The sequence below is a fragment of the Herbaspirillum sp. WTB6 genome, assembly GCF_057457785.1.
On sequence record NZ_CP176522.1, the window covers coordinates 1,719,026 to 1,740,058 of the forward strand.

Below are 21,033 nucleotides of genomic sequence, written 5' to 3' on the forward strand. Positions count from 1 at the left end.
GGCGATATCCACGAGTGCAATCAAACCCTCACAACTGTTTGTCCGGGTCGTGTGCAGGCATCGGCACAATGTCAAGCTCCAGGGATGCAATCAGCTCCCCGCAGTGGTCCTCGAGCTTGCGGCGTTGCCTGCGCGCCTGCGCCCGCAGATTTTCGAAAGCCTGCTGTTCTGTCAGCCGGTGCCGCTCCATCAGAATGCCGACCGCCACGCTGGTGCGGCGTCCGTCAGCCAGCGCCCGATCGAGATGCGTGTTCTGCTCGATCAATGCGCGAATCTCCCGGCCACGTACGCAAGCGGTCTCGACTGCCGGAACCAATTGGGTGATGTCGATGGGCTTGACGATATAGGTGAGAGCCCCTTCCCGCACCGCTTGGGCGACGAAAGCTTCGTCATCGATGGCTGTGACGTAAATGCTGGTCAAACCATGCCGTTCGCGCAGCACGCGGCCGAGTTCCAGGCCGGACATGTCGGGCATGCGTATGTCCAGTATGGCCAAGTCAAACAGGGTGGTGGATGCGCTGGCCAGCGCCGCCTCCCCGCTGTCGGCGGTGGTGACGTCATAGCCACGGGCGCACAGGCCACGCTTGAACGTGGTGCGTATCAACGGTTCGTCGTCCACCAACAGCAACCGCAGGGCTGTCATATGTTCGCCCTATAGTGTTTACCCCTCATGGTTTGACGTGACGGAAATCTCATATCGATAGTCGACCATCATACTTGACAATCCTCATGGGTATCACATACTTGTGTCATTCCGGCAATTGTTCCGCCATGCGCATTTGCGATTGCGGCCATTGCATCACTTGTTCATAGTCCGGGCCCAGCCTCCGCCCCCATTCCCCTAGCCTCGTGCCGGGGAGCAGTATCCTGGTATGGAGGTTGCGATGGCACCCGGCTTTACTTCCTCATCGAACTCGCATAGAGACCCGACGCAGGCTGTTTCTCCCTTCCTATCAACGGTGCGGCCTGAGAGGCATGAACAACGCATGGCCCTCGCCATCGTGCTGATGTCAGCAATGGTATTCCTGAGCGCCGCCCCGTTTGCCCAAGAGCCGCTTGCGCCAATCGCGGCTTTCCTTCCTGCCTATCAGACCGCCGTCATCATCGGCGACATCATTACGTTCATCCTCCTCCTGGGGCAGTATGACATCCTGCGCTCGCGCGGCCTGTTCGTCATCGCTTGCGGCTATTTTTTCAATGCCGTGATGGCGATCTTTCATGCCTTGAGCTTTCCCGGCTTGTTCACGCCTTCAGGCTTGCTGAACGCCGGGCCGCAAACCACCGCCTGGCTATATTTTTTCTGGCATGGAACCTTCCCGCTATTCGTCATCGCCTATGCGTTTTTGAAAGGCTCAACGGCGACACCGGTCGAGCAACGCATCCCGCTGGTGCGGATGGCATGTGTAGCGCTAGTCATGATGTTGGCCCTAGCCTTCGCTTTCTTGTGGCTGGCCACGAGCGGCGCCTGGTTACTGCCGCAGGTCATGAACGGCAACATGGACGCAGACACCAAGATTGTCGTCGCCGTCGCCAGCTGGTCGTTTAGCCTGGCGGCACTGGCGCTACTGTGGTGGCGCAAACCACATTCGCTGCTCGACATGTGGCTGATGGTCATCATGTGTATCTGGATATTCGATGTCGCACTGGCTGCAGTATTCAATCATGGCCGCTACGACGTCGGCTGGTACATGGGGCGCGTCTATGGCCTACTAGCCGCGAACTTCGTGCTGATCGCATTGCTGCTAGAGAACGGCAGGCTCCATACCCAGCTTGCGTCGATCAGCGCGCGGGAACGGGCCTATCTGAACCATCTCAGTGATGCGATCGTCACGATCGACGCCAACGGGATGATCTGTTCCGCCAACCCGGCGCTCGAGCGTGTGCTCGGTTATTCGATCTACGATGTGCAGGGGTGCAACGTATCGATGCTCATGCCCGAACCACAGCGAAGCGAGCATGACGGATATCTGCAGCGTTATTTGCACACCCGCGAAGCTCGCATCATTGGCACGGCTCGCGAGATGGTTGGGCAGCACAAGAACGGAGAACTCATTCCACTGGAACTGTCGATCAGCGAGGTTCCGCTCGATGGGGGGGAAAGGCAGTTCATTGGGACGCTGCGTGATCTCCGCGACCGCAATTCCCTCATCGGCAAGTTGGATCAGGCGCGCGCCAATGCCGAGCAGGCGAATCGCGCGAAGTCCGCGTTCCTAGCCACCATGAGCCACGAGATACGAACGCCGTTGGCGGGCATGCTGGGTATGCTCGAACTGCTGTCGATGTCGCGGCTTGATGCCGAGCAGCGGGGGACGCTGGATGCTGCCTGGGACTCTGGCAGGGGGCTGTTGCGTATTGTCGGCGACATTCTCGACTGGTCGAAGATCGAAGAGGGCAAGCTGGAGCTGGCACCCCGGTCCACGTCGATCCCGAACCTGCTGCAAGAAGTCGTCAACACCTATTCGCGGGTGGCCAGCGCAAAGTCGCTGACGCTTTGGCAGCATAGCGATGTGCGCCTCAATCAAGCCTACATCGTCGACCCGTTGCGCCTCTCCCAGGTACTGAACAATTTCGTCAGCAATGCGATCAAATTCACGCAATCCGGGGAAGTGGAACTGCGAGCCGAGCTGCTCAAGCGACTCGACAGTGGCGACCAAATACGGTTTTCCGTGAAGGACTCGGGGCCGGGCATCCCCACTGACGTCCAAGAACACTTGTTTCAACGTTATCGGCAGGAGAGCGCTGAGACGGCGAGAATGTACGGCGGGACCGGATTGGGTCTGGCGATCTGCCGGCGCCTGGCATATTTTCTGGGTGGGGAGATCGGCCTGCAAAGCGAGCCCGGGCAAGGCGCCATTTTCAGCATCACGCTGACGCTGCCAGTTTCCGGCGCGCCAGGCGAGGAGATGCAGGACCAGCACCTGCACCTGGAAGTGCGGCAGCGCGAGGTCGAACCCTTGTTCAACGACAATACGACTGCCCCGCTGCTGCTTGCGGTAGACGACCACCCGATCAATCGTGACCTGCTGGCCAAGCAGATCCGGCTGCTGGGTTTGCGCGCCGAAACCGCGGAGAACGGACGTGATGCGCTCTCGAAGTGGCGGGAAGGCGGATTTGCGCTCGTCATTACCGACTGCCACATGCCGGAGATGGACGGCTACGAGTTGTCCAGGGGCGTGCGCAGGCTTGAAGCGGAGGGGCGGCTCCCGCGCACGCCGATCATTGCCTGGACGGCCAATGCGCTGGCGGAGGAATCGGTCCGCTGCAAGGCGGCGGGTATGGACGAACTGCTGGTCAAGCCCGCCAACCTAGCGCAACTCAAAATCGTGCTGGCCAAGTGGCTGCTGCCGGTTGCCGCATCGCGCGGGCAAGGCGAGCTCGATTATTCGGTGCTCGACATGATTGTTGCCGATGCCATTACCCAGAACAAGGTCTTGGAGGATTTTCTCGCGCATATCCAGGCGGACTGCCTGAAGTTGGCAGAGGCCTTGGCACAGGGAGATCGTACGGGGACGGAGGATACGGCGCATCGGATGAAGGGTTCCTGCCGCATGGTCGGGGCGAATTCTCTCGCCAAGGCTTGCGAGATCATCGAACAGGCGGCACGAAACGGCGACATGGCAAAGGCGGATGACAGCCGCACGGCATTGGACGAAGCGCTTAAGCGCCTGAAGAGGCAACTCGCGGGACCGAGAGACAAGGAGATCGCACGGTGAATATGACGAATTTGAGCGTGCTGGTGATCGAAGACGATGATTTCCAGCGCAATATCATCCTGGATATCCTCAATTCGCTGGGCGTTCAGGCGGTCTTCAGCGCCAGCAACGGCCGGCAGGCGCTCGACATTCTTCGCGACATGGACTCGCAGTGGGTGGATATCGCGCTCTGCGATTTGAACATGCCCGAAATGGATGGCATGGAGTTTCTTAGGCATCTCGGCGAGGAGCATCGCGGCATTGCAGTCATTCTCGTCAGCGCCCTGGACGGAAAGTTGCTTTCGTCGGTCGGAAGGATGACCGAGCTGTATGGAATTCGACTCTTGGGCGTCATCGAAAAGCCTATTTTGTCGTCGAATTTAAAGGCGCATTTGCTGAAACTGAAAGAGAAAGCGCTAACCGGCGCGGCGCAGCAACACGCACTGCTGGAGTTTTCGCTCGATGAAATTTTGCAGGGGATCCGCGCCGATCAATTTGTGCCATTCTTGCAACCCAAGGTCGACATGAGGACAGGGCGGATCGTCGGGGCGGAAGCATTGGCGCGGTGGCGGCATCCGGCGCATGGAGTGATCGGGCCTTCCGCATTCATCCCGCTGCTCGAAAAGACGGCGAATATGGACGACCTGACATATTGCATTTTAGGCAAATCGGCTGCTGCGCTCCGTTCCGTTCATGACAAGGGCCATTTGGTGACGATCTCAGTTAACCTGTCCCTGGTTTCCCTGGACGATACCGCACTGGCGGACAAGATCACCCAGATGGTGCGCGCGGCGGGAATAGAGCCGCAATACGTGATACTGGAGATTACCGAATCCGCGGCCATGACCAATGTTGCCCCCGCACTGGAAAATCTGGCTCGCCTCTGCATGAATGGATTCGTGCTTTCCATCGACGACTACGGAACGGGTTCCTCCAATCTGCAACAGTTGACGCGCATTGCGTTCGGCGAATTGAAGATTGACCAGTCATTCGTCAAGGGTTTCGCCGATAACAAGGCGTTACGCATCGTGGTCGAGTCGAGCATCGATATGGCGCACAAGTTGATGGTGAAGAGTGTCGCCGAAGGAGTGGAAACCCAGGAAGACTGGGATGGTCTGGCAGCAGTCGGCTGCGATACGGCGCAGGGGTATTTCATCGCTCAGCCGATGGACGTGCCGGCATTCCACGAGTTTGTCTCGAACTACAAGCGCAAGAGTGCGTCGATTCTTCCACCGGCGGAACGGGAGGCGATCAGGAAGTCGAATGACATCAAGGTTCTCGTCGTCGCGGATGATGCTCTCGCGCGCAGCATCGTCCTTCAGGTTCTCCGGGGCCTGGGTTACACGAATATCGCAGATGCCGACAGCGCGCCATCTGCCATCGGCCTCCTCGGAACAAGGCCATTCGACTTGATCATTACCGACCTCAATATGCCGGGAATGACCGGATTGCAACTGGTGCAGCAAATTCGTACCGGCAAGACCGCGGCAAGAACCGACACACGCATCGTGGTGCTGACATCGTTCTCTCAAACGGAGGTGCCGGCCTCCGCATTGGCACTCGATGTCAACGGATTCCTCGTTAAGCCCATCATTCCCGCCGTGGTCGAGGCGAAACTGATGCAGGCCATGTCCGAGCGCATGCACATACACTCTCCGCTGGCCTATGAAGCAGTAAAGACCATTCCGAGCAGCCTACCGGATTCCGATGTTCGGTTGCCTAGCAATTCGCGTGGTGCCAGCACCGTCAAGGGGGACACCAAAGCACAAAGCAGTAACGACACGACATCAGGGTAATTCTTCACAAAACGAGCGGCTAGGCCGCGACTCGGTCGCGGGGCCGACTGGAAGGTGGTGCACGTGGCCATCGACGATCATTCGGGTGCCGGCTTCATGCAAATGCATGCCGAAGAGAAGAAGACCACCACGGCCGTCGTCTTTCTCCAAGCTACCTGCTTAATTCACTCGATAGTCCCCCGCAAGCCTCTGCTTCTCAGCCGTCACCTCCGGCGGCGGAAGTTTGGCGTGGTGCATGGCCCCTGGAAATCAAATGACCAGACGGATGGCGCGGCCATATGCTCACTTTGCCGCTGCGCGGGCGGCATTAGCCCTTGCCTTGGCTTCATCGGCCTTGCGTTGCAGTTCTTTGGCTTCAGCCTCTGCGGCCAAAGCCTCGGCTTCCTTGGCCTTGGCGTCCTTGTCGGAAGAGAGGCCGCCGGCCAGGGCATTGCCCGCCATGGAGCCGGCGACGGCGCCCACCGCGGCGGCGCCCATGGTGCCCATCAAGCCGGGCCCGCGGGCGGCGGGTGCCGCGGCAGCCGCCGGAGCAGCAGTGGCCGCTGCCGGGGTGGCGGGAGTGGTGGAGGCTGCGGGAGCGGCCGGCGCTTTGCCCATGGTGGTGGCTGGGGCGGATCGGGGTTTGCCGCCCAAGCGTTTGGCGTGAGCCAACGAGGGGACTGCCAGGGAAGCGATGGTCAAAGCGATCACGGTAGCGGTGGTGCGAAAAGAAATGTTCACAGAGTTTCCTAAAGTAAAAATAATTTATCAAAGCGGGTCAGCCGTGTGCCGCGGCGTGGTGCTACGGTGGCAAAGTCGCCACTGTCAGTCGAAAATTTCGCTAAGCCATGATTTCTGCTTGCGCTTGCCATAGCCGGATTGGTGGTGATAGTGAGCGGAATCCGCGAAGTCGGCCCGCCCCCGCTGCTCTTGATACGTGGGTAGAGACGCCGCTGCTACCGCAACGCTTTTCTCAACGAGCTTGTCCAGCTCGCCACGGTCCAGCCACACCCCACGGCACTGTGGGCAGTAGTCGATTTCGACGCCTTGGCGTTCGCTCATGACCAGGGTGATGTCATTGCAATGAGGACATTTCATGTATTTTCCCTTTTAATTAATCGTTGCTACTGCCGAATCCGAACAGGCTCAGCAGGCTGGTGAAGAGGTTGAACAGCGAGACGAACAGGCTGACGGTGGCCATGACGTAATTGGTTTCGCCGCCGTTGACGATACGGCTCGTCTCGAACAGGATCAGGCCGGCCGACAACAGCGCCACCATGGCCGAAACCGCCAGTGCCAGCGCGGGCATCTCGAAGAACATGGCCGCCAGACCCGCCAGCACCGCAATCACCATGCCGGCAAACAGGAATCCGCCCATGAAACTGAAGTCGCGCCGGGTCGCCAGCACCCAGCCAGACAGGGCCAGGAAGGTGGCGCCCGTCGCCCCAAGCGCCAGCGTGATGGTCTGCGCGCCGCCGGGCATCGCCAGGTGGGCCGACAGCAGCGGCCCCAAGGTGTAGCCCATGAAGCCGGTCAGCGCGAACACCGCCGGTATTGCCGCCGCGCGGTTTTGCACCTTGTGAATGAGAAACAGCAGCCCGAAGTAGCCGGCCAAGGTAAAAATGAGCCCGGGAGCGGGCAGGCGCAACGCCACAGCCGCTGCCGCCACGCCGGCACTAAACAGCAGCGTCAGGGACAACAGCGCGTAAGTGTTGCGCAGCACCTTGTGCGTGGCAAGGGTGGCGCCCCAGCCAAGGCGAACGGCACTGGTCGAATGAGCAAGGGGTTGGTTCATGCTTTTCTTTCGTTAAGGTTAAGGGTGTGCACCCCGACCTCGATACGATAAGGTTTTCTATCCATCTAAAAAAGAAGACAATAGATGAGTTTAATTTCCGTAAATACTGAATATGAGCATGGCCTTCAACTACCGGCACCTCTATTACTTCTGGGTCGTGGCCAAGGAAGGCGGCATGGTGCGTGCCGCGGCGCGACTGGATATCGCGGTGCAAACCGTGAGTACCCAGGTACACGAACTGGAGCGGGACCTGGGCTGTCAGCTGCTCAAGCCCGCCGGGCGCGGCTTGGCGCTCACTGAAGCGGGGGTCGCTGCGCTGCAGCAGGCAGAGCAGATCTTCCAACTGGGCGAAGCTCTGCCCGCACAGGTGCGTGCTGCGACCCAAAAGCCCTCGGTACGGCTGGCCGTGGGTATTGCCGACGGACTGCCCAAGCTAGAGGTCCAGCGGCTTTTGCAGCCGGTGCTCAAGGTAACCGACCTGCGCCTGGTATGCGATGAGGGCGAGATGGCCGATCTGCTGGCTGACCTGATCGTGCACAAGCTCGATGTGGTGTTGACCGACCATCCCGCGCCATTCAATCCACGCTTGAAGGTGCACAGCCACCCCTTGGGCACCTCGGAAATGGGCTGGTATGGATCGCCGCATTGGTGGGCGTTGGCGCACAAAGGGTTTCCGGCGTCACTGCAGGACGTGCCAGTGTTGCTGCCGACCTCGCACTCGATGGTGCGCAGCCACATCGACAGATGGCTGGCCCAGCAAGGACTGCACCCGCGGGTCGCGGGCGAATTTGAAGACAGCGCACTGCTGGAGACTTTCGGGGCGACGGGGCTGGGCGTCTTTACGGCTGCGGTCGCGGCTAAGGACGACTTGTTCAAACGCAGCCAGGTCAGGCTGATTGGCGCATGCGAAGGCGTGCAAGAGCACTACTATGCCATCAGCACGGAGCGCAAAGTGCTGCATCCACTAGTGCAGCAACTGTTGAAATTGACATAGTGGGTTTGCCTTACTTGGCAACATACGGACCCGTCGTCGCCGTATCAATTGCCAAACGAAAATCTGAATGTAATAGCCGCACGCACGGATGTTGATTGCCCTGCAAGGCTAAAAGAACCGAGCCATGAATCCAAGATCAGAAGCAGCCGGAGCGATAAGGCGCTGACAGGCCGCTCTTGGCCGGTAAGCACCCTGTTGCGCTGTAATGGACACTTACCAGCTACCCTAAATTGAACTCTCGGTATCTCCGCTGTAAAAGCCCGGACTTGGTGTCGCACTCACACTAAAGCAGCGCCACGCTTAGCGCAGTGCGGCAACATTGATTGCACTTGCTCCGCAGGCCTGCACCAGTTCGGGGTCGTGACTGGCGAACAGCACGACGCGATCTCGGGACCAGATCTTGAATTGTTCGGCCAGCACGGCGCGAGCCCGCGCGTCTAGCCCGTTGCTGGGGCCGTCCGCGATGATGACGGCCGGTTCACCCAAGGCGGCGGCCGTCAGGAAGACCTTGCGGCGCGCACCCGTCGACATCTGTTCGAAGCGCTTATCCAGATGCGGTTCCAGCCCCAGTTTGTATGCCAGATCGAGCACGCCAACGTCGAGCGTTGTGTTCTTTTCGGAGGCGACTTGCTCGAGCAATTCACGTCCCGTATGCATGGGAAACGCTAGGCAATTGTCGGGCACATACGCCATGCGGGCCTTGGCTTTCAGCGGCGTTTGGATGAGCGAATACCCGTCGATCCAGACGTCTCCCCCATCCGGCGCGATCACGCCCGCGATGATGCCCAGCAAGCTGGATTTGCCGGTGCTGTCTTCTTCGCACAGCGCCACACACCCAGGCGGGAACGTATAAGTCAGCTCCTGGAATATACGATGGTCGCCATAGCGCTTGCTGAGATTGTCGATGCGTAGCATGCCGGGAAGTATACGCATGAATGCGGCGCGCGGCCAGATCTCGTACCAGCACAACAAATACGGCACACCGCATTGAAGGCGACAGCGCTGTCTTTGCATGGCGTGGAGCCGCCAGACGCCTGGCGTTCTGCTGCGATCAGTGTCTTTCCGGACAGCTTGGAAAACCAGAATAAAGCATGCCAGAAGGCGCCCCTCCTCGGGCTTGCCGAAGCTGGTTGCATCGTCGGTATTCAGCCGGACAAGCATACAAACTCGGTGGACAATAAGAGCGGTATGCGATAGAAGCGTTGCGCCTGCTACAGACCAATCCCGCGCTGGCGGGTACTCCCGATGAGTTACGGTGCCGTGCGAGCCGCGGCGGAAGCAAAAAGGGCATAACGCATAGATGACAATTGCCAATTATGTTCCTTACCGTTTCAATCCGAAGCTGCCAGGCAAGTTGGGCCGCAATTTCCATCCCGCCGACAACCTATGCGCATTGATCCACCGCCAGCCACACGCCAAGCGAACGCAGCTCGAGAGATCAACTTGTTTGGAGCCCTGGCAGGTCTCCATCTTGACCACCGTGTTCGGCTGGATCAAGACGGATGGCTAGCGCCGGTAGATATATGATTAACTTGCTGGCAAGCGTGATCACAACGAACCGGCAGCCGTCAACTACGCTCTGGCTTGCGTGGCGCCCTACGCGCCCTTGAGCGCGCGCAAATCCTGCCAGGCCACTCCGTCTAAGGTGGAAGCAGCCGAACGCTGCAACACACCGCCTACCCACCTTTGGAGGGAAATATGATCGAAGCCAATCTCTACTATGACCTATTGCCGAACGTTGACATGAAAGCGTATGGCGAATGGGTCAAGAAAGCCATCGGAACCATGACCAAGCAACCTGGAATGGTAGAGTTTCGTGCAAATCGGAATGTCCTTGCCGGCACGCCAATGATTCGCACCTGTACCACTTGGCAGTCGCTCAGCGACTGGTCCCGCTTCGCCGAGGACAATGCCTGGCAATCGATGCAAATGGAAATACGCAGCTTTGCCACCAACATCAGGCTGGAACTCTGGGGGCCATCGCCGATGGTGCCCGAGCCGATCAAATCCGGGAAGTAGTACCGACACCATGCGGTTACCACGGCCGTTCCGTTCCGCGATGGTTAGCGCGCTTCGCAGCCGCTGGATCGTGCCGCCGGAAGGCATGCGCACCTTTTTTGGATCTTTATCGGGTCGGGGCTACGCGCCCGGCATGCTTTTCTCGAGCAACTCCCGCATCCGCTGCCAGTGCGAACCTTCCCAGAACACGCGCTGGCACACGTCGCAGGTGCTGAAACGTTCATAGATCGCACCTGCCCTGGGCGGAATGCGCTGCAGCACGAGCGCCCTGTCGATCGCCCGCAACGGCGCGTTGCAATACAGGCACAGAGTGAATGGCCGCACGCTGCGCGCCAGGTCGAGACGTTCGAAAATCTCGCGCAGTTGCTGCGCTGGCTTTTGCGTGTGCAGGTAGCACCCGTGCGTGATCGAGCGGCGCTTCAGCAATTCACGGTCGCGGGTGAGCACGATGCGGCCCTGCTGCGCGATAGCTTCGATTTCGTCGTCACCAAAGTTGTTGTCGTACAGCGTGTCGAAACCCGCCATGCGCAACAGGCGCGCCAAGCCGCCGAGATGGGCATCGGCGATGAAGCGCATGATGCGCAGCGGCCGCTCGCGCAGGCGCAACAGCGGGCTGACATCGAACACCTCGAACCTGGGGTAGACCGCGACGCGGTCGCCATCCCTTAGCAACCGCCCGAAGCCGGACGATTCGCCGTTGACCAGCACCAGTTCGACTTCAGTGTGCGGCACGCCAAGCGCTTCGATCATGTGCTTGACCGTCGCCGCCTGCGCGCAACGACAGTCGAACTCGTGCCCACGCCGCATCGGCGCCAGGAAATCGTTCAACTCTTCGTAGAAACGAAATATTGCCGTGACCATCGCGCCAGTATGGCATCGGTCGCTGCGCACTGCGCCAGCCGGTTGCAATTCGTTTGGCCCGGCTGGGCACCGCGCGCCGCATGAAGCGCGAATACGGATGTAACATCGACTTCGTCTTCCTTTGCCTATACCGGCGGCGCAAGGTGCAACATGACGCGCGGCAAACATTGCCTGGGTTTCTGGTTGGCGGCATCGCTCACTATGGCAGCCGTGCCATCGGCGATCGCGGGGTCGGAAATTTCCAGCTACGCTTTCGTGCAGCCGGATGGTTCGCTAAAGGTTGCCGGTTATCTGGTTCGCCTCTATGGCATTTACATTCCGCCAACTGAGCAGGCCTGTTACACGTTCATCCGTCCCGCGCCGTGCGGGCCAAGGGCTGTCCTGGCCCTGGATTTCAAGATCAGCGGCGATTTCGTACATTGCGTGCCGAGGGCGACGAATCCCGATGGCAGCATCACGGCAGATTGCCGGACGGGAAACGAAGACTTGAGCATCTGGATGCTGCAGCAAGGATGGGCGGTCGCGCTGCCGGATGCGCCGTTCGAATATTCCGCGATGGAGCGCATCGCGCAATCGAAGGGAATCGGCGTTTGGGGAACCCCGCTGGATAGGCTGCCGCGCAGATGATGGATATCGGGGGCTACCCCTCCGCACGGGTCGCACACCTGGTCTTGACCCAGGGCATTGGATTGGAATTTCTACCCGATCCGGCAGTCGGAACAAGTGTATTGGGCATGCGCGCCAGCAGCGCCTAATGCGGTGTGCAGGCCGCTTCGGCGCCGACTTCTACCTTCGCCGGGAGGGTATATGAATAGCTCGATCCGATTTATCCTGAACGGCCGGCCGGTCACATTGGACACCGAAGACGAGCGCATGCTCCTGTGGGCGCTGCGCACCGATCTTGGTCTGACCGGCACAAAATACGGCTGCGGCGAAGGCATCTGCGGCGCCTGCACCGTGATCGTCGGCGGCAAGGCGGTACGCTCGTGCAAGACTCCGCTGAAGAACGTTGCGGGCAGGGAAATCGTCACGATCGAGGGCCTTGCCCGCGGCGGAAAACTGCACCCGCTACAGCAAGCCTTCATCGATCACGGCGCGCTGCAATGCGGCTACTGCACGGCCGGCATGCTGCTGGATGCGCATGCCTTCCTGGGCGAAAATCCGAAACCGTCGCGCGATGCCCTCATCGCCCGCATGGAGCGCAATCTGTGCCGCTGCGGTGCGCACCAAAGAATCGTTGCGGCAATCGAATCGGCCTCCAGGCAAACCGGAGGTCAATCATGAGCGCCCCTGCGGGGATCAGCCGCCGCAGCTTCTTCAAGGTGGTCGGCGGCGGCATCGCAGTGTTCGTCGGCCTGGGCCCGATGGCACTCCTGGCGCAGGATGCCAGGCGGCTGTATCCGGAAGATTTCAATGCCTATCTGGTGATCGGCGAGAACGGCCGTGTCACCGTTTTTTCCGGCAAGATCGAGATGGGCCAAGGCGTCCTGACGTCGCAGGCGCAAATGGTGGCCGAGGAACTGGGTGTGGCGTTGGCCTCGCTCGACATGGTGCTGGGCGACACCGAGCGCTGTCCGTGGGACATGGGGACGTTCGGATCGTTGACCACCCGCATGTTCGGCCCGGCCCTGCGCGCGGCCGCCGCCGAAGCGCGCGCGGTGCTGATGACGCTGGCCGCCGAGAAGCTGGGCGTTCCGGTTGAAAAACTGGTGGTTCAAGACGGTGTCGTGTCGGTCGACGGCGAACCGGGCCGGAAGGCCGGCTACGGCGAACTTTCGAAGGGAGCGCGCATCGCGCGCGGGGTCGGTCAAAATGCCGTGTTGCGGACCGCCGCCGAATTCCGGGTGATCGGCAGCTCGCCGAAGCGGCTCGATGCGCTGGAAAAAGTGACCGGGGCGGCGAAATACGCGGCCGACATCCAGCTCCCCGGCATGCTATACGCGCGCATCCTGCGCCCGCCGACCCACGGCGCGGCCCTGTCGCGGCTGGACACCTCCGGCGCCGAGAAGCTGGCGGGCGTCATGCTGGTCAAGCGTGCCGACTTGGTCGCGGTGCTGCACACCGACCCGGAAGCGGCGGATGCGGCGCTCGTGCGCATCCGGGCCGATTGGCGCCGGCCCGAAGCCAAGGTCGACCACGAAAGCATCTTCGAGCACATCGTCAGGCAGGCGGGGGAGCCGAAGGACGTTACGAATCGCGGCGATCTGGGAGCGGCGCGCGCGGGCGCAGCACGGCTGTTCGAAACCAGCTATTACAAAGGCTACGTGGCACACGCGGCGCTTGAGCCGCACGCAGCGCTGGCGGAAATCAGGGATGGAAAGGCAACTATCTGGGCCTCGACCCAGACCCCGTTCCCGACGCGGGACCGGGTCGCACGGGTGCTCCGGCTGGACTCCAAGAACGTCCGGGTCATCACGCCGTTTGTCGGTGGCGGCTTCGGCGGCAAGAGCGCCGACGGCCAGGCGATCGAAGCGGCGCGGCTGGCGCAGATCACCGGCAAGCCGGTACAGGTGGCCTGGAGCCGCGCTGAGGAATTTTTCAACGACACCTTCGATCCGGCTGCGGTCGTGCAGATCGTCTCTGGCCTCGGCCGGGACGGAAGCATCGCGCTTTGGGACTATGCGGTCTACGCCGCCGGCGAGCGCGGCGCCGGCGCCCTTTACGATATTCCGGCGGTCCGGGTTCGCTCGGCCGGCCGCACTTCGTACGATCCCGCGGCCGCGGCGGCCAGCGTTCATCCATTCGCGGTTGGGCCGTGGCGGGCGCCGGGCGCCAACATGAACGTGTTTGCCAGCGAATCGCAAATCGACCTCATGGCGTCGGCGGCGGCGGCCGATCCGCTCGCCTTCCGCCTGCGCCATCTGAGCGATGCCAGGATGCGCCAGACCCTGCAGGCGGCAGCCGAGGTGTTTGGCTGGACGGCGGCGGCCGCACCGAGCGGAAGAGGTGTCGGGCTGGCGTGCAGCATCGACGCCGGCACCTGCGTCGCCACCATGGCCGAGGTGCAGGTGGATGCCGACAGCGGCAAGGTGAAGGTGTTGCGGATGGTCTGTGCGCAGGACATGGGGATCGTCGTCAATCCGGACGGCGCGAGGATGCAGATCGAAGGCGGAGTCACGATGGGCCTCGGCTATGCCCTGGCCGAGGAACTGCGTTTTCGCGGCGGCGAGATTCTCGACCGCAATTTCGACAGCTACGATATCCCGCGTTTTTCCTGGGTACCTCGAATCGAGGCGGTGCTGGTCAGGAACAACAGCCTGGCGCCGCAGGGGGGCGGCGAACCGTCGATCACGACCACCGGAGCGGCGCTTGCCAACGCGGTGTTCGATGCCAGCGGCGCGCGCCTGTTCCGGTTGCCGATGACGGCCGAGCGGGTGCGCCAGGCAATCGCGGCGAAGAACCCAAGCGCAATGGCCGCCACAAAGTGAAGCCACGATTCCGGGAATAACCCGAGCAAAGTCCGGGAACCATGCCGGGCCGGCTTGGACACATCGCGCCGGCCGGATTCGCCATATGCAATTGGCAACCGGGGATGAGCCGTTGTCTGGCCGATGAAACCCGGCCCATCCTGAAAATTAGTCGGCCAAGACAGCCCGAATCCCTTGGCCGGGAGGCTTAAATTGCCGCGCACAGCGAACGGTCAGCCAGCGTCATTCGCAATATCCGCGCCTTCGCTCACAAGAGAGTCCACCAATAGCAGGCGATCGATCCGATCACGGCCCCGGTCCAAGCCGTTACGCTGTTTACCCTGGGTTCGACCTGATTGGCTTGTTTGACATCTCATAATTTTCTTCTTAAGATAGTAATTGATTACTTTCTTTCGATATTTTTATGCAGCCTCAACGCAAACACTTGCCGGCCGAGGAACGGCGCGCCGTGATCGTCGACACCGTGGTCGAACTGGCGGCGGAACAGAATCCTGGCGACATCACCACGGCGGCGATTGCCAGCCGCATGGGCCTGACCCAGGGCGCGCTGTTCCGGCATTTCCTCAGCAAGGACTCGATCCTGCAAGCGGTGATGGAGTGGCTGGCCGAGCATCTGCTGGGGCGCCTGGACGCCGCCACCAAGGAGGCCGCCACGCCGCTGGCGGCGCTGGAAGCGATGTTCCTGGCGCACGTCGATTTCGTCGTGCAACACCCGGGTGTGCCGCGCCTGTTGTTCGGCGAACTGCAGCGCGCCGAGGATTCGGTCGCCAAGCAGTTGGTGCAAACGATGATTCGCCGCTATGGCGAACGCTTGCAGCGCTGGCTGGCGGCCGGGATCGACCAGGGCGAGTTGAACCCCGGGCTTGACTGCAATGCCGCCGCCACCCTGTTCATCGGCTCGATCCAGGGGCTGGTGATGCAGTCGCTGCTGGCCGGCGACGTTGCCCGCATCCGCCGCGATGCACCCGGCACCTTCGCGATCTACCGGCGCGGCATCGGGAGTGCGGCATGAAGCGCCTGCGTTTGCGAGGCCGTACCTTGGCGCTGGCAGCGGTGCTGCTGCCGATGCTGGCGTTGCTGGTCTATGTGGCGCTGCGCTCGGGGCCGATGGCGCCGGTCGCGGTCACGCTGGCCACGGTCGAAAATCGGGCGCTGGCGCCCGCGCTGTTTGGCATCGGCACGGTGGAGGCGCGCTATGCGTACAAGATCGGCCCGACCTTCGCCGGCCGCGTCAACCGCCTTGATGTGCAGGTCGGCGAGCGGGTCAAGGCCGGGCAAGTGCTGGGAGAAATCGACCCGGTCGATCTGGATCAGCGCGTGCGCGGCCAGGGCGCCGCGCTGCAGCGCTCGGAAGCGCAGTTGCGCGAAGCCGAGGTGCGCCAGGCCTATGCGCAAACCCAGGCCCGGCGTTACCAGCAATTGCTGGCGGCGCGCTCGACCAGCGAGGAAATCGCCGCCGCCAAACAGCAGGAATTGCAGATCGCCGAAGCCGGACTCGGTGCCGCGCGCGAAGAGCTGGCACGGGTGCGCGCCGAACACGCGGGGCTGTTGGCGCAACGGGCCAACTTGCGGCTGATCGCGCCGGTCGACGGGCTGGTCACGGTACGCAATGCCGAGCCAGGCACCACGGTGGTGGCCGGCCAGGCCGTGGTGGAGCTGATCGATCCGAACCACCTATGGATCAGCGCGCGCTTCGACCAGATCGGCGCGCATGGACTGCAGGCCGGCCTGCCGGCCCAGGTCGTGCTGCGCACCCGCCACGGCCAGCGCCTGGCGGCGCGCGTGTTGCGGATCGAGCCGCTGGCCGATGCGGTGACCGAGGAAACCCTGGCCAAGCTGGTATTCGAGAGCCTGCCGCAACCGCTGCCGCCCATCGGCGAACTGGCGGAAGTCACGGTTTCGCTGCCCGAACTGGCCGCCGCACCGCTGGTGCCAAACGCCAGCATCCAGCGCGTGAACGGCACGCTCGGCGTCTGGCGGGTGGCGGATGGCGCGCTGCAACTGGCGCCGGTCAAACTGGGCGCCGCCAACCTGGAAGGCCAGGTGCAGGTGCTGCATGGGATTGCCGCCGGCGACCGCGTGGTGACCTACAGCGAACGGGCGCTGACTGCGCGCAGCCGGATCGACGTGCGGGACCAGCTAGTGAAGGCGACGCCGTGATCAGCCTGGCCGGGCGCGACATCCTGCATGCCTGGGGCAAGTTCGTGTTTACCGGGGTCGGCCTGGGCTTGCTGATCGGCGTCACCCTGACCATGGCCGGCGTCTATCGCGGCATGGTGGACGACGCCAAGGTGCTGCTCGACAACAGCGGCGCCGACTTGTGGGTGGTGCAAAAGGACACCTTGGGGCCGTATGCCGAACCCTCCAGCCTGTACGACGACGCCTGGCGCGGTATTCGCGGCATGCCGGGAGTGGCGCGCGCGGCCAACGTCACCTACCTGACGATGCAGGTGCGCCAGGGGGAGCGCGACGTGCGCGCCATGGTCAGCGGCATCGTCGCCGGCGCTCCGGGCACGCCCGGCTGGCCGCCTTACCTGGTGGCCGGCCGGCAGATCACGCGCAGCCATTACGAAGCGGTGGCCGATATCGCCAGCGGCTTCAGGCTCGGCGACCGGATCCAGATCCGGCGCAACCACTACACGGTGGTGGGGCTGACCCGGCGCATGGTGTCCTCCAGCGGCGACCCGATGGTCTTCATTCCGCTGAAAGACGCGCAGGAAGCGCAGTTCCTGAAAGACAACGATGCAGTGCTGGCCCAGCGCCGCCGCAGCGCCGCCAATCCGGCCTTCAACCGCGCCGGCGTGCCGGGCTTGCTGGACGCGGTAGTGGCGTCGCAAAGCAGCAACCCGTTCGTCAACGCGGTGCTGGTGCAGATCGAGCCGGGCTACCGGCCGCAGGACGTGGCCGAACCGATCCGACGCTGGAAGCGCCTGCAAGTGTATGACCGGGCGCAGATGGAGCAGATTTTGATGGGCAAGCTGATTGCCACCTCGGCGCGGCAGATCGGCATGTTCCTGGTGATCCTGGCGATCGTCAGCGCCGCCATCGTCGCCTTCATCATCTACACCCTGACGCTGGGCAAGATTCGCGAGATCGCGGTACTGAAGCTGATCGGCACCCGAAACCGCACGATCGCCGGCTTGATCCTGCAGCAAGCGCTCGCGCTCGGCTTGATCGGTTTCGCGGTGGGCAAGATCACCGCCACCTTCTGGGCCCCGATCTTTCCCAAATATGTGTTGCTGGAGCCGGGCGACGCGGCGCGCGGACTGGCGGCGGTGATGCTGATCTGCGTGCTGGCCAGCGGTGTCGCGATCTACGCCGCACTGAAGGTGGACCCGGCGGAGGCGATCGGTGGCTGATATGCAGAGCGGCGGCATCCATATCGAAGGCCTGCGCAAGCGCTATGGCAGCGGCGATACCGCGGTCGATGCGTTAAAGGACGTCAACCTGCAGGTGGCGCCGGGGGAGGTGATCGGCCTGGTCGGGCCGTCCGGCTCCGGCAAGAGCACGCTGCTCAAATGCCTGGGCGCCGTGATCGAGCCGAGCGCCGGCCGCATGCGGCTGGGCCAGCAGGTGATCTACGACGATGGCTGGCGGATTGCCGATTTGCGCGCGCTGCGGCGCGACAAGATCGGCTTCGTGTTCCAGGCGCCCTACCTGATTCCGTTTCTCGACGTCACCGACAACATCGCGCTGCTGCCGATGCTGGCCGGCGTTGCCAACGGCGCGGCGCGGCAGCGGGCGCTGGAGTTACTGGCAGCGCTGGATGTGGCCCATCGCGCGCAAGGCATGCCGGCGCAACTTTCGGGCGGCGAACAACAGCGGGTCTCGATTGCGCGCGCGCTGGTCAACCGGCCGCCGGTGATCCTGGCCGACGAACCGACTGCCCCGCTGGATGGTGCCCGCGCGCTGGCGGTGATGCGGATTCTGAATCAGATGGCGCGGCAGTATCAGACCGCGATCATCGTCGTCACCCATGACGAAAAAATCATTCCGACCTTCAAACGGATTTACCATATTCGCGACGGCAAGACGCATGAAGAAGCGGGCGAAGGACGCGACTTCGAATGATTGCCGGCAGCTTATCCCGTCGTACCAACCGTTGGTCAACCAGGAGGGAAATCATGAAAATCAATGTGGGAAGCACCGATAGAACCATCCGCGTCATTCTTGGCCTCGGACTGCTGAGCCTGCTGTTTCTGCTCGACGGTAACGCCCGCTGGTTCGGCTTGATCGGGATCGTGCCGCTGCTGACCGGCCTGGCAGGGCGTTGTCCGGCATACGGGCTGTTCGGATTTGATACTTGCCCGTTGAAACAGAAAGAGTGATGCGTCCGCCAAAGCACTCGGCAGCGCGACACCTGCGCCTGGCCGGCAAGCGGGCGGCCGGGTTTTCCCTCGCCGCCGTGCTGGCGGGCTGCGCGGCCGGACCCGATTTCCAGCGCCCGGCGGCGCCGGCCGCCAACGTCTATGTCAGCGGCGCACTGGCGCCGCAAACCGCATCGGCAGCAACCATGCTGGGCCAGGCACAGCGACTGCATCCAGGCGCCACCGTCGATTCCCAGTGGTGGCGCCAACTCGGCTCGCCGCAGCTCGACAGCCTGATCGGGCAGGCCCTGCGCACCAGCCCGACTCTGGCGGCGGCGCAAGCGACACTGGTGCAGGCGCAGGAAACGTACGCGGCGCAGGCCGGCGCCACCCGCTATCCGGGAATCGAGGCCAGCCTCAGTGGACAACGCCAGCGCCTTGATCCGGCCGCATTGGGGCAGGCAGGCGATGTGCGCATATTCGATGTGTACAACGCCGCGCTCGGCGTGCATCACCGGCTGGACCTGGCCGGCGGCAACCGGCGCGCACTGGAAGCGCTGGCCGCCCGCGCCGATTATCAGAGCTTCCGGCTGCAAGGCGCGCAACTGACGCTGGCAGCCAACATCGCCGGCGGCGCCATTACCCAGGCCAGGCTGGCGGCGCAAATCCAGGCCACCGAAAAGCTGCTCGGACTGCAACTGGAACAATTGCAGATCGCCGGCGAGCGCGTGCGCTTGGGCCACGCATCCGACGACGAGGTGCGGCTGCTGCGCGCGGCAGCCGAGCAGACGCGCGCCGCGATTCCGCTGTTGCGCACCCAGTGGCAACAGAGCGGGCACCTGCTGGCGGTCTTGGCCGGACGGGCGCCGGGCACGGCCGGGCAGCCGTCCTTTACTCTGAGCGACTTCACGCTGCCAACCGATTTGCCGCTGATCGTGCCGTCTGAACTGGTGCGCAGCCGTCCGGACATCCAGGCCGCCGAAGCGCTGCTGCAGGCGGCCAATGCGGAATACGGCGTGGCTGTCGCGCGGCTCTATCCGCAAATCAACCTCAGCGCCAGCCTTGGCGCGCAGGCGCTCACCACCGGCGGCTTGTTCGGTGGCGGCTCCGCAATCTGGAGCCTGGCCGGGCAATTGACGCAACCCGTGTTCAATCCCGGCTTGCCGGCGGAAAAACGCGCGGCGCTGGCGGGGTTCGAGGCGGCCGCCGCGAATTATCAGGAGGTGGTGCTGGAATCACTGCGCAGTGTGGCCGACATCCTGCGCGCCGTTGAAAACAACGCCGAGCGCCTGGCGGCGCTGGCCGCCGCCCACCGTTCGGCGCAGGAGGCGCTGCAATCGATGCAGCGTCAATACCAGGCCGGCGCCAGCAGCTACGTACAACTGCTGCTGGCGCAACAACAGACGCAGCAAACCCAGTTCGAATTGATCGCGGGCCAGGCGCAGCGCCTGACCGACAGCGCTAGGCTGTATCAGGCGCTGGGCGGCGGCCTGCGGGCGACCCCGCAGGCGCGCCTGCGGCTGGCGGATGGCGCTTGATCCGGCGTCCGCCACGGAAAAAGAATCCGTCAGCAGCGCCCCTTGGATCCAAAATATCTTGTTTGCTCAGGGAAACAAGCGACGTCACGCTTCCAAATTGATGTTGCCCAGATGGACACTCGTAGCATAATGCTACGACGTGGCGGCGGCAGTAGCCGCCTACATCTGGAAATTTTCCTTTCTCTTGCGCGGGAGACACCATGAGCATGATGAGCGAGTTCAAGCAATTTGCGATGAAGGGCAATGTGATGGATCTGGCGGTCGGCGTCATCATTGGCGGCGCCTTCGGCAAGATCGTCGATTCGCTGGTGGGCGACGTCATCATGCCGGTCGTCAGCAAGATCTTCGGCGGCCTCGATTTCAGCAACTACTTCATTCCGCTTTCCGGCCAGACTGCGGCGACGCTGGCGGAAGCCAAGAAAGCCGGCGCCGTACTGGCCTATGGCAATTTCGTCACGATCGCGCTCAATTTCCTGATCCTGGCATTCATCATCTTCATCATGGTCAAGCAAATGAACCGGCTGAAGAAAGAAGAACCGGCTGCGGCAGCGGCGCCGACGCCGGAAGACGTGCTGCTGCTACGCGAAATTCGCGACAGCCTGCGCAAGTAACGCAGATCCAAGT

Annotated in this window: 21 protein-coding genes; 15 read left to right on the plus strand and 6 right to left on the minus strand. The window is 62.4% G+C overall.

The window, feature by feature from the left end:
- Positions 1 to 28: 28 nt before the first annotated feature.
- Positions 29 to 643, minus strand: a complete 615-nt coding sequence (locus tag ACK2VC_RS08025; protein ID WP_486733066.1) for an ANTAR domain-containing response regulator — start codon at positions 641 to 643, stop codon at positions 29 to 31.
- A gap of 343 nt (positions 644 to 986) precedes the next feature.
- Between ACK2VC_RS08025 and ACK2VC_RS08030 the strand changes: the two genes are divergently transcribed.
- Complete coding sequence (locus ACK2VC_RS08030) at positions 987 to 3,713, plus strand: MASE4 domain-containing protein (RefSeq protein ID WP_486733067.1); 2,727 nt, start codon at positions 987 to 989, stop codon at positions 3,711 to 3,713.
- Between the two features lie 2 nt (positions 3,714 to 3,715).
- Positions 3,716 to 5,488, plus strand: coding sequence for an EAL domain-containing protein (locus tag ACK2VC_RS08035; RefSeq protein WP_486733197.1), 1,773 nt, complete (start codon positions 3,716 to 3,718; stop codon positions 5,486 to 5,488).
- A 282-nt stretch (positions 5,489 to 5,770) separates the two neighbouring features.
- Here the strand turns inward: ACK2VC_RS08035 and ACK2VC_RS08040 are convergent, their stop codons facing one another.
- The 3 genes from ACK2VC_RS08040 to ACK2VC_RS08050 form a co-directional block, all read right to left on the minus strand.
- Entirely contained in the window at positions 5,771 to 6,208 is a 438-nt protein-coding gene (locus ACK2VC_RS08040) for an ABC transporter substrate-binding protein (protein ID WP_486733068.1), read from the minus strand.
- Positions 6,209 to 6,292: 84 nt separating this feature from the next.
- A complete protein-coding gene (locus tag ACK2VC_RS08045; RefSeq protein ID WP_486733069.1) occupies positions 6,293 to 6,565 on the minus strand; it encodes a TFIIB-type zinc ribbon-containing protein in 273 nt (90 codons plus the stop codon).
- Positions 6,566 to 6,581: 16 nt separating this feature from the next.
- Positions 6,582 to 7,262 carry a Bax inhibitor-1/YccA family protein gene (locus ACK2VC_RS08050; RefSeq protein WP_486733070.1) on the minus strand — a complete coding sequence of 227 codons (681 nt, stop codon included), beginning with the start codon at positions 7,260 to 7,262 and terminating at the stop codon, positions 6,582 to 6,584.
- A gap of 112 nt (positions 7,263 to 7,374) precedes the next feature.
- Between ACK2VC_RS08050 and ACK2VC_RS08055 the strand changes: the two genes are divergently transcribed.
- Positions 7,375 to 8,256, plus strand: coding sequence for a LysR family transcriptional regulator (locus ACK2VC_RS08055; protein ID WP_486733071.1), 882 nt, complete (start codon positions 7,375 to 7,377; stop codon positions 8,254 to 8,256).
- A 300-nt stretch (positions 8,257 to 8,556) separates the two neighbouring features.
- On the opposite strand, the gene ACK2VC_RS08060 is transcribed toward ACK2VC_RS08055, so the two are convergent.
- Positions 8,557 to 9,171: an ATP-binding cassette domain-containing protein gene (locus ACK2VC_RS08060; RefSeq protein ID WP_486733072.1), complete on the minus strand. Its 615-nt coding sequence runs from the start codon at positions 9,169 to 9,171 to the stop codon at positions 8,557 to 8,559.
- Positions 9,172 to 9,273: 102 nt separating this feature from the next.
- Between ACK2VC_RS08060 and ACK2VC_RS08065 the strand changes: the two genes are divergently transcribed.
- Positions 9,274 to 9,453, plus strand: a complete 180-nt coding sequence (locus tag ACK2VC_RS08065) for a DUF6979 family protein (protein ID WP_486733198.1) — start codon at positions 9,274 to 9,276, stop codon at positions 9,451 to 9,453.
- Positions 9,454 to 9,954: 501 nt separating this feature from the next.
- A complete protein-coding gene (locus ACK2VC_RS08070; RefSeq protein ID WP_486733073.1) occupies positions 9,955 to 10,275 on the plus strand; it encodes a hypothetical protein in 321 nt (106 codons plus the stop codon).
- 120 nt (positions 10,276 to 10,395) lie between these two features.
- Here ACK2VC_RS08070 and ACK2VC_RS08075 read toward each other — a convergent pair whose 3' ends face one another.
- Positions 10,396 to 11,136: a Mut7-C RNAse domain-containing protein gene (locus ACK2VC_RS08075; RefSeq protein ID WP_486733074.1), complete on the minus strand. Its 741-nt coding sequence runs from the start codon at positions 11,134 to 11,136 to the stop codon at positions 10,396 to 10,398.
- A gap of 150 nt (positions 11,137 to 11,286) precedes the next feature.
- Here ACK2VC_RS08075 and ACK2VC_RS08080 point away from each other — a divergent pair, with 150 nt between their 5' ends.
- The 10 genes from ACK2VC_RS08080 (at position 11,287) to mscL (ending at position 21,020) form a co-directional block, all read left to right on the plus strand.
- Positions 11,287 to 11,763 (plus strand): thermonuclease family protein, encoded by a 477-nt coding sequence (locus ACK2VC_RS08080; RefSeq protein WP_486733075.1) that lies wholly within the window; start codon positions 11,287 to 11,289, stop codon positions 11,761 to 11,763.
- A gap of 180 nt (positions 11,764 to 11,943) precedes the next feature.
- Complete coding sequence (locus ACK2VC_RS08085; RefSeq protein WP_486733076.1) at positions 11,944 to 12,420, plus strand: (2Fe-2S)-binding protein; 477 nt, start codon at positions 11,944 to 11,946, stop codon at positions 12,418 to 12,420.
- Entirely contained in the window at positions 12,417 to 14,564 is a 2,148-nt protein-coding gene (locus ACK2VC_RS08090) for a xanthine dehydrogenase family protein molybdopterin-binding subunit (RefSeq protein WP_486733077.1), read from the plus strand. The genes ACK2VC_RS08085 and ACK2VC_RS08090 overlap by 4 nt, the downstream gene beginning before the upstream one ends.
- Positions 14,565 to 14,967: 403 nt before the next feature.
- A complete protein-coding gene (locus tag ACK2VC_RS08095; protein WP_486733078.1) occupies positions 14,968 to 15,576 on the plus strand; it encodes a TetR/AcrR family transcriptional regulator in 609 nt (202 codons plus the stop codon).
- On the plus strand, positions 15,573 to 16,724 hold the full coding sequence (locus ACK2VC_RS08100) for an efflux RND transporter periplasmic adaptor subunit (protein WP_486733079.1): 1,152 nt from the start codon (positions 15,573 to 15,575) through the stop codon (positions 16,722 to 16,724). The genes ACK2VC_RS08095 and ACK2VC_RS08100 overlap by 4 nt, the downstream gene beginning before the upstream one ends.
- Positions 16,721 to 17,923, plus strand: coding sequence for an ABC transporter permease (locus tag ACK2VC_RS08105; protein WP_486733080.1), 1,203 nt, complete (start codon positions 16,721 to 16,723; stop codon positions 17,921 to 17,923). The genes ACK2VC_RS08100 and ACK2VC_RS08105 overlap by 4 nt, the downstream gene beginning before the upstream one ends.
- 1 nt (position 17,924) lies before the next feature.
- Positions 17,925 to 18,635 (plus strand): ABC transporter ATP-binding protein, encoded by a 711-nt coding sequence (locus ACK2VC_RS08110; RefSeq protein WP_486733199.1) that lies wholly within the window; start codon positions 17,925 to 17,927, stop codon positions 18,633 to 18,635.
- Positions 18,636 to 18,688: 53 nt separating this feature from the next.
- Entirely contained in the window at positions 18,689 to 18,892 is a 204-nt protein-coding gene (locus tag ACK2VC_RS08115) for a YgaP family membrane protein (protein ID WP_486733081.1), read from the plus strand.
- Entirely contained in the window at positions 18,892 to 20,409 is a 1,518-nt protein-coding gene (locus ACK2VC_RS08120) for an efflux transporter outer membrane subunit (protein ID WP_486733082.1), read from the plus strand. Before ACK2VC_RS08115 ends, ACK2VC_RS08120 begins: the two co-directional genes overlap by 1 nt.
- 200 nt (positions 20,410 to 20,609) lie before the next feature.
- Positions 20,610 to 21,020 carry a large conductance mechanosensitive channel protein MscL gene (gene mscL / locus ACK2VC_RS08125; protein WP_486733084.1) on the plus strand — a complete coding sequence of 137 codons (411 nt, stop codon included), beginning with the start codon at positions 20,610 to 20,612 and terminating at the stop codon, positions 21,018 to 21,020.
- Positions 21,021 to 21,033: the final 13 nt, after the last annotated feature.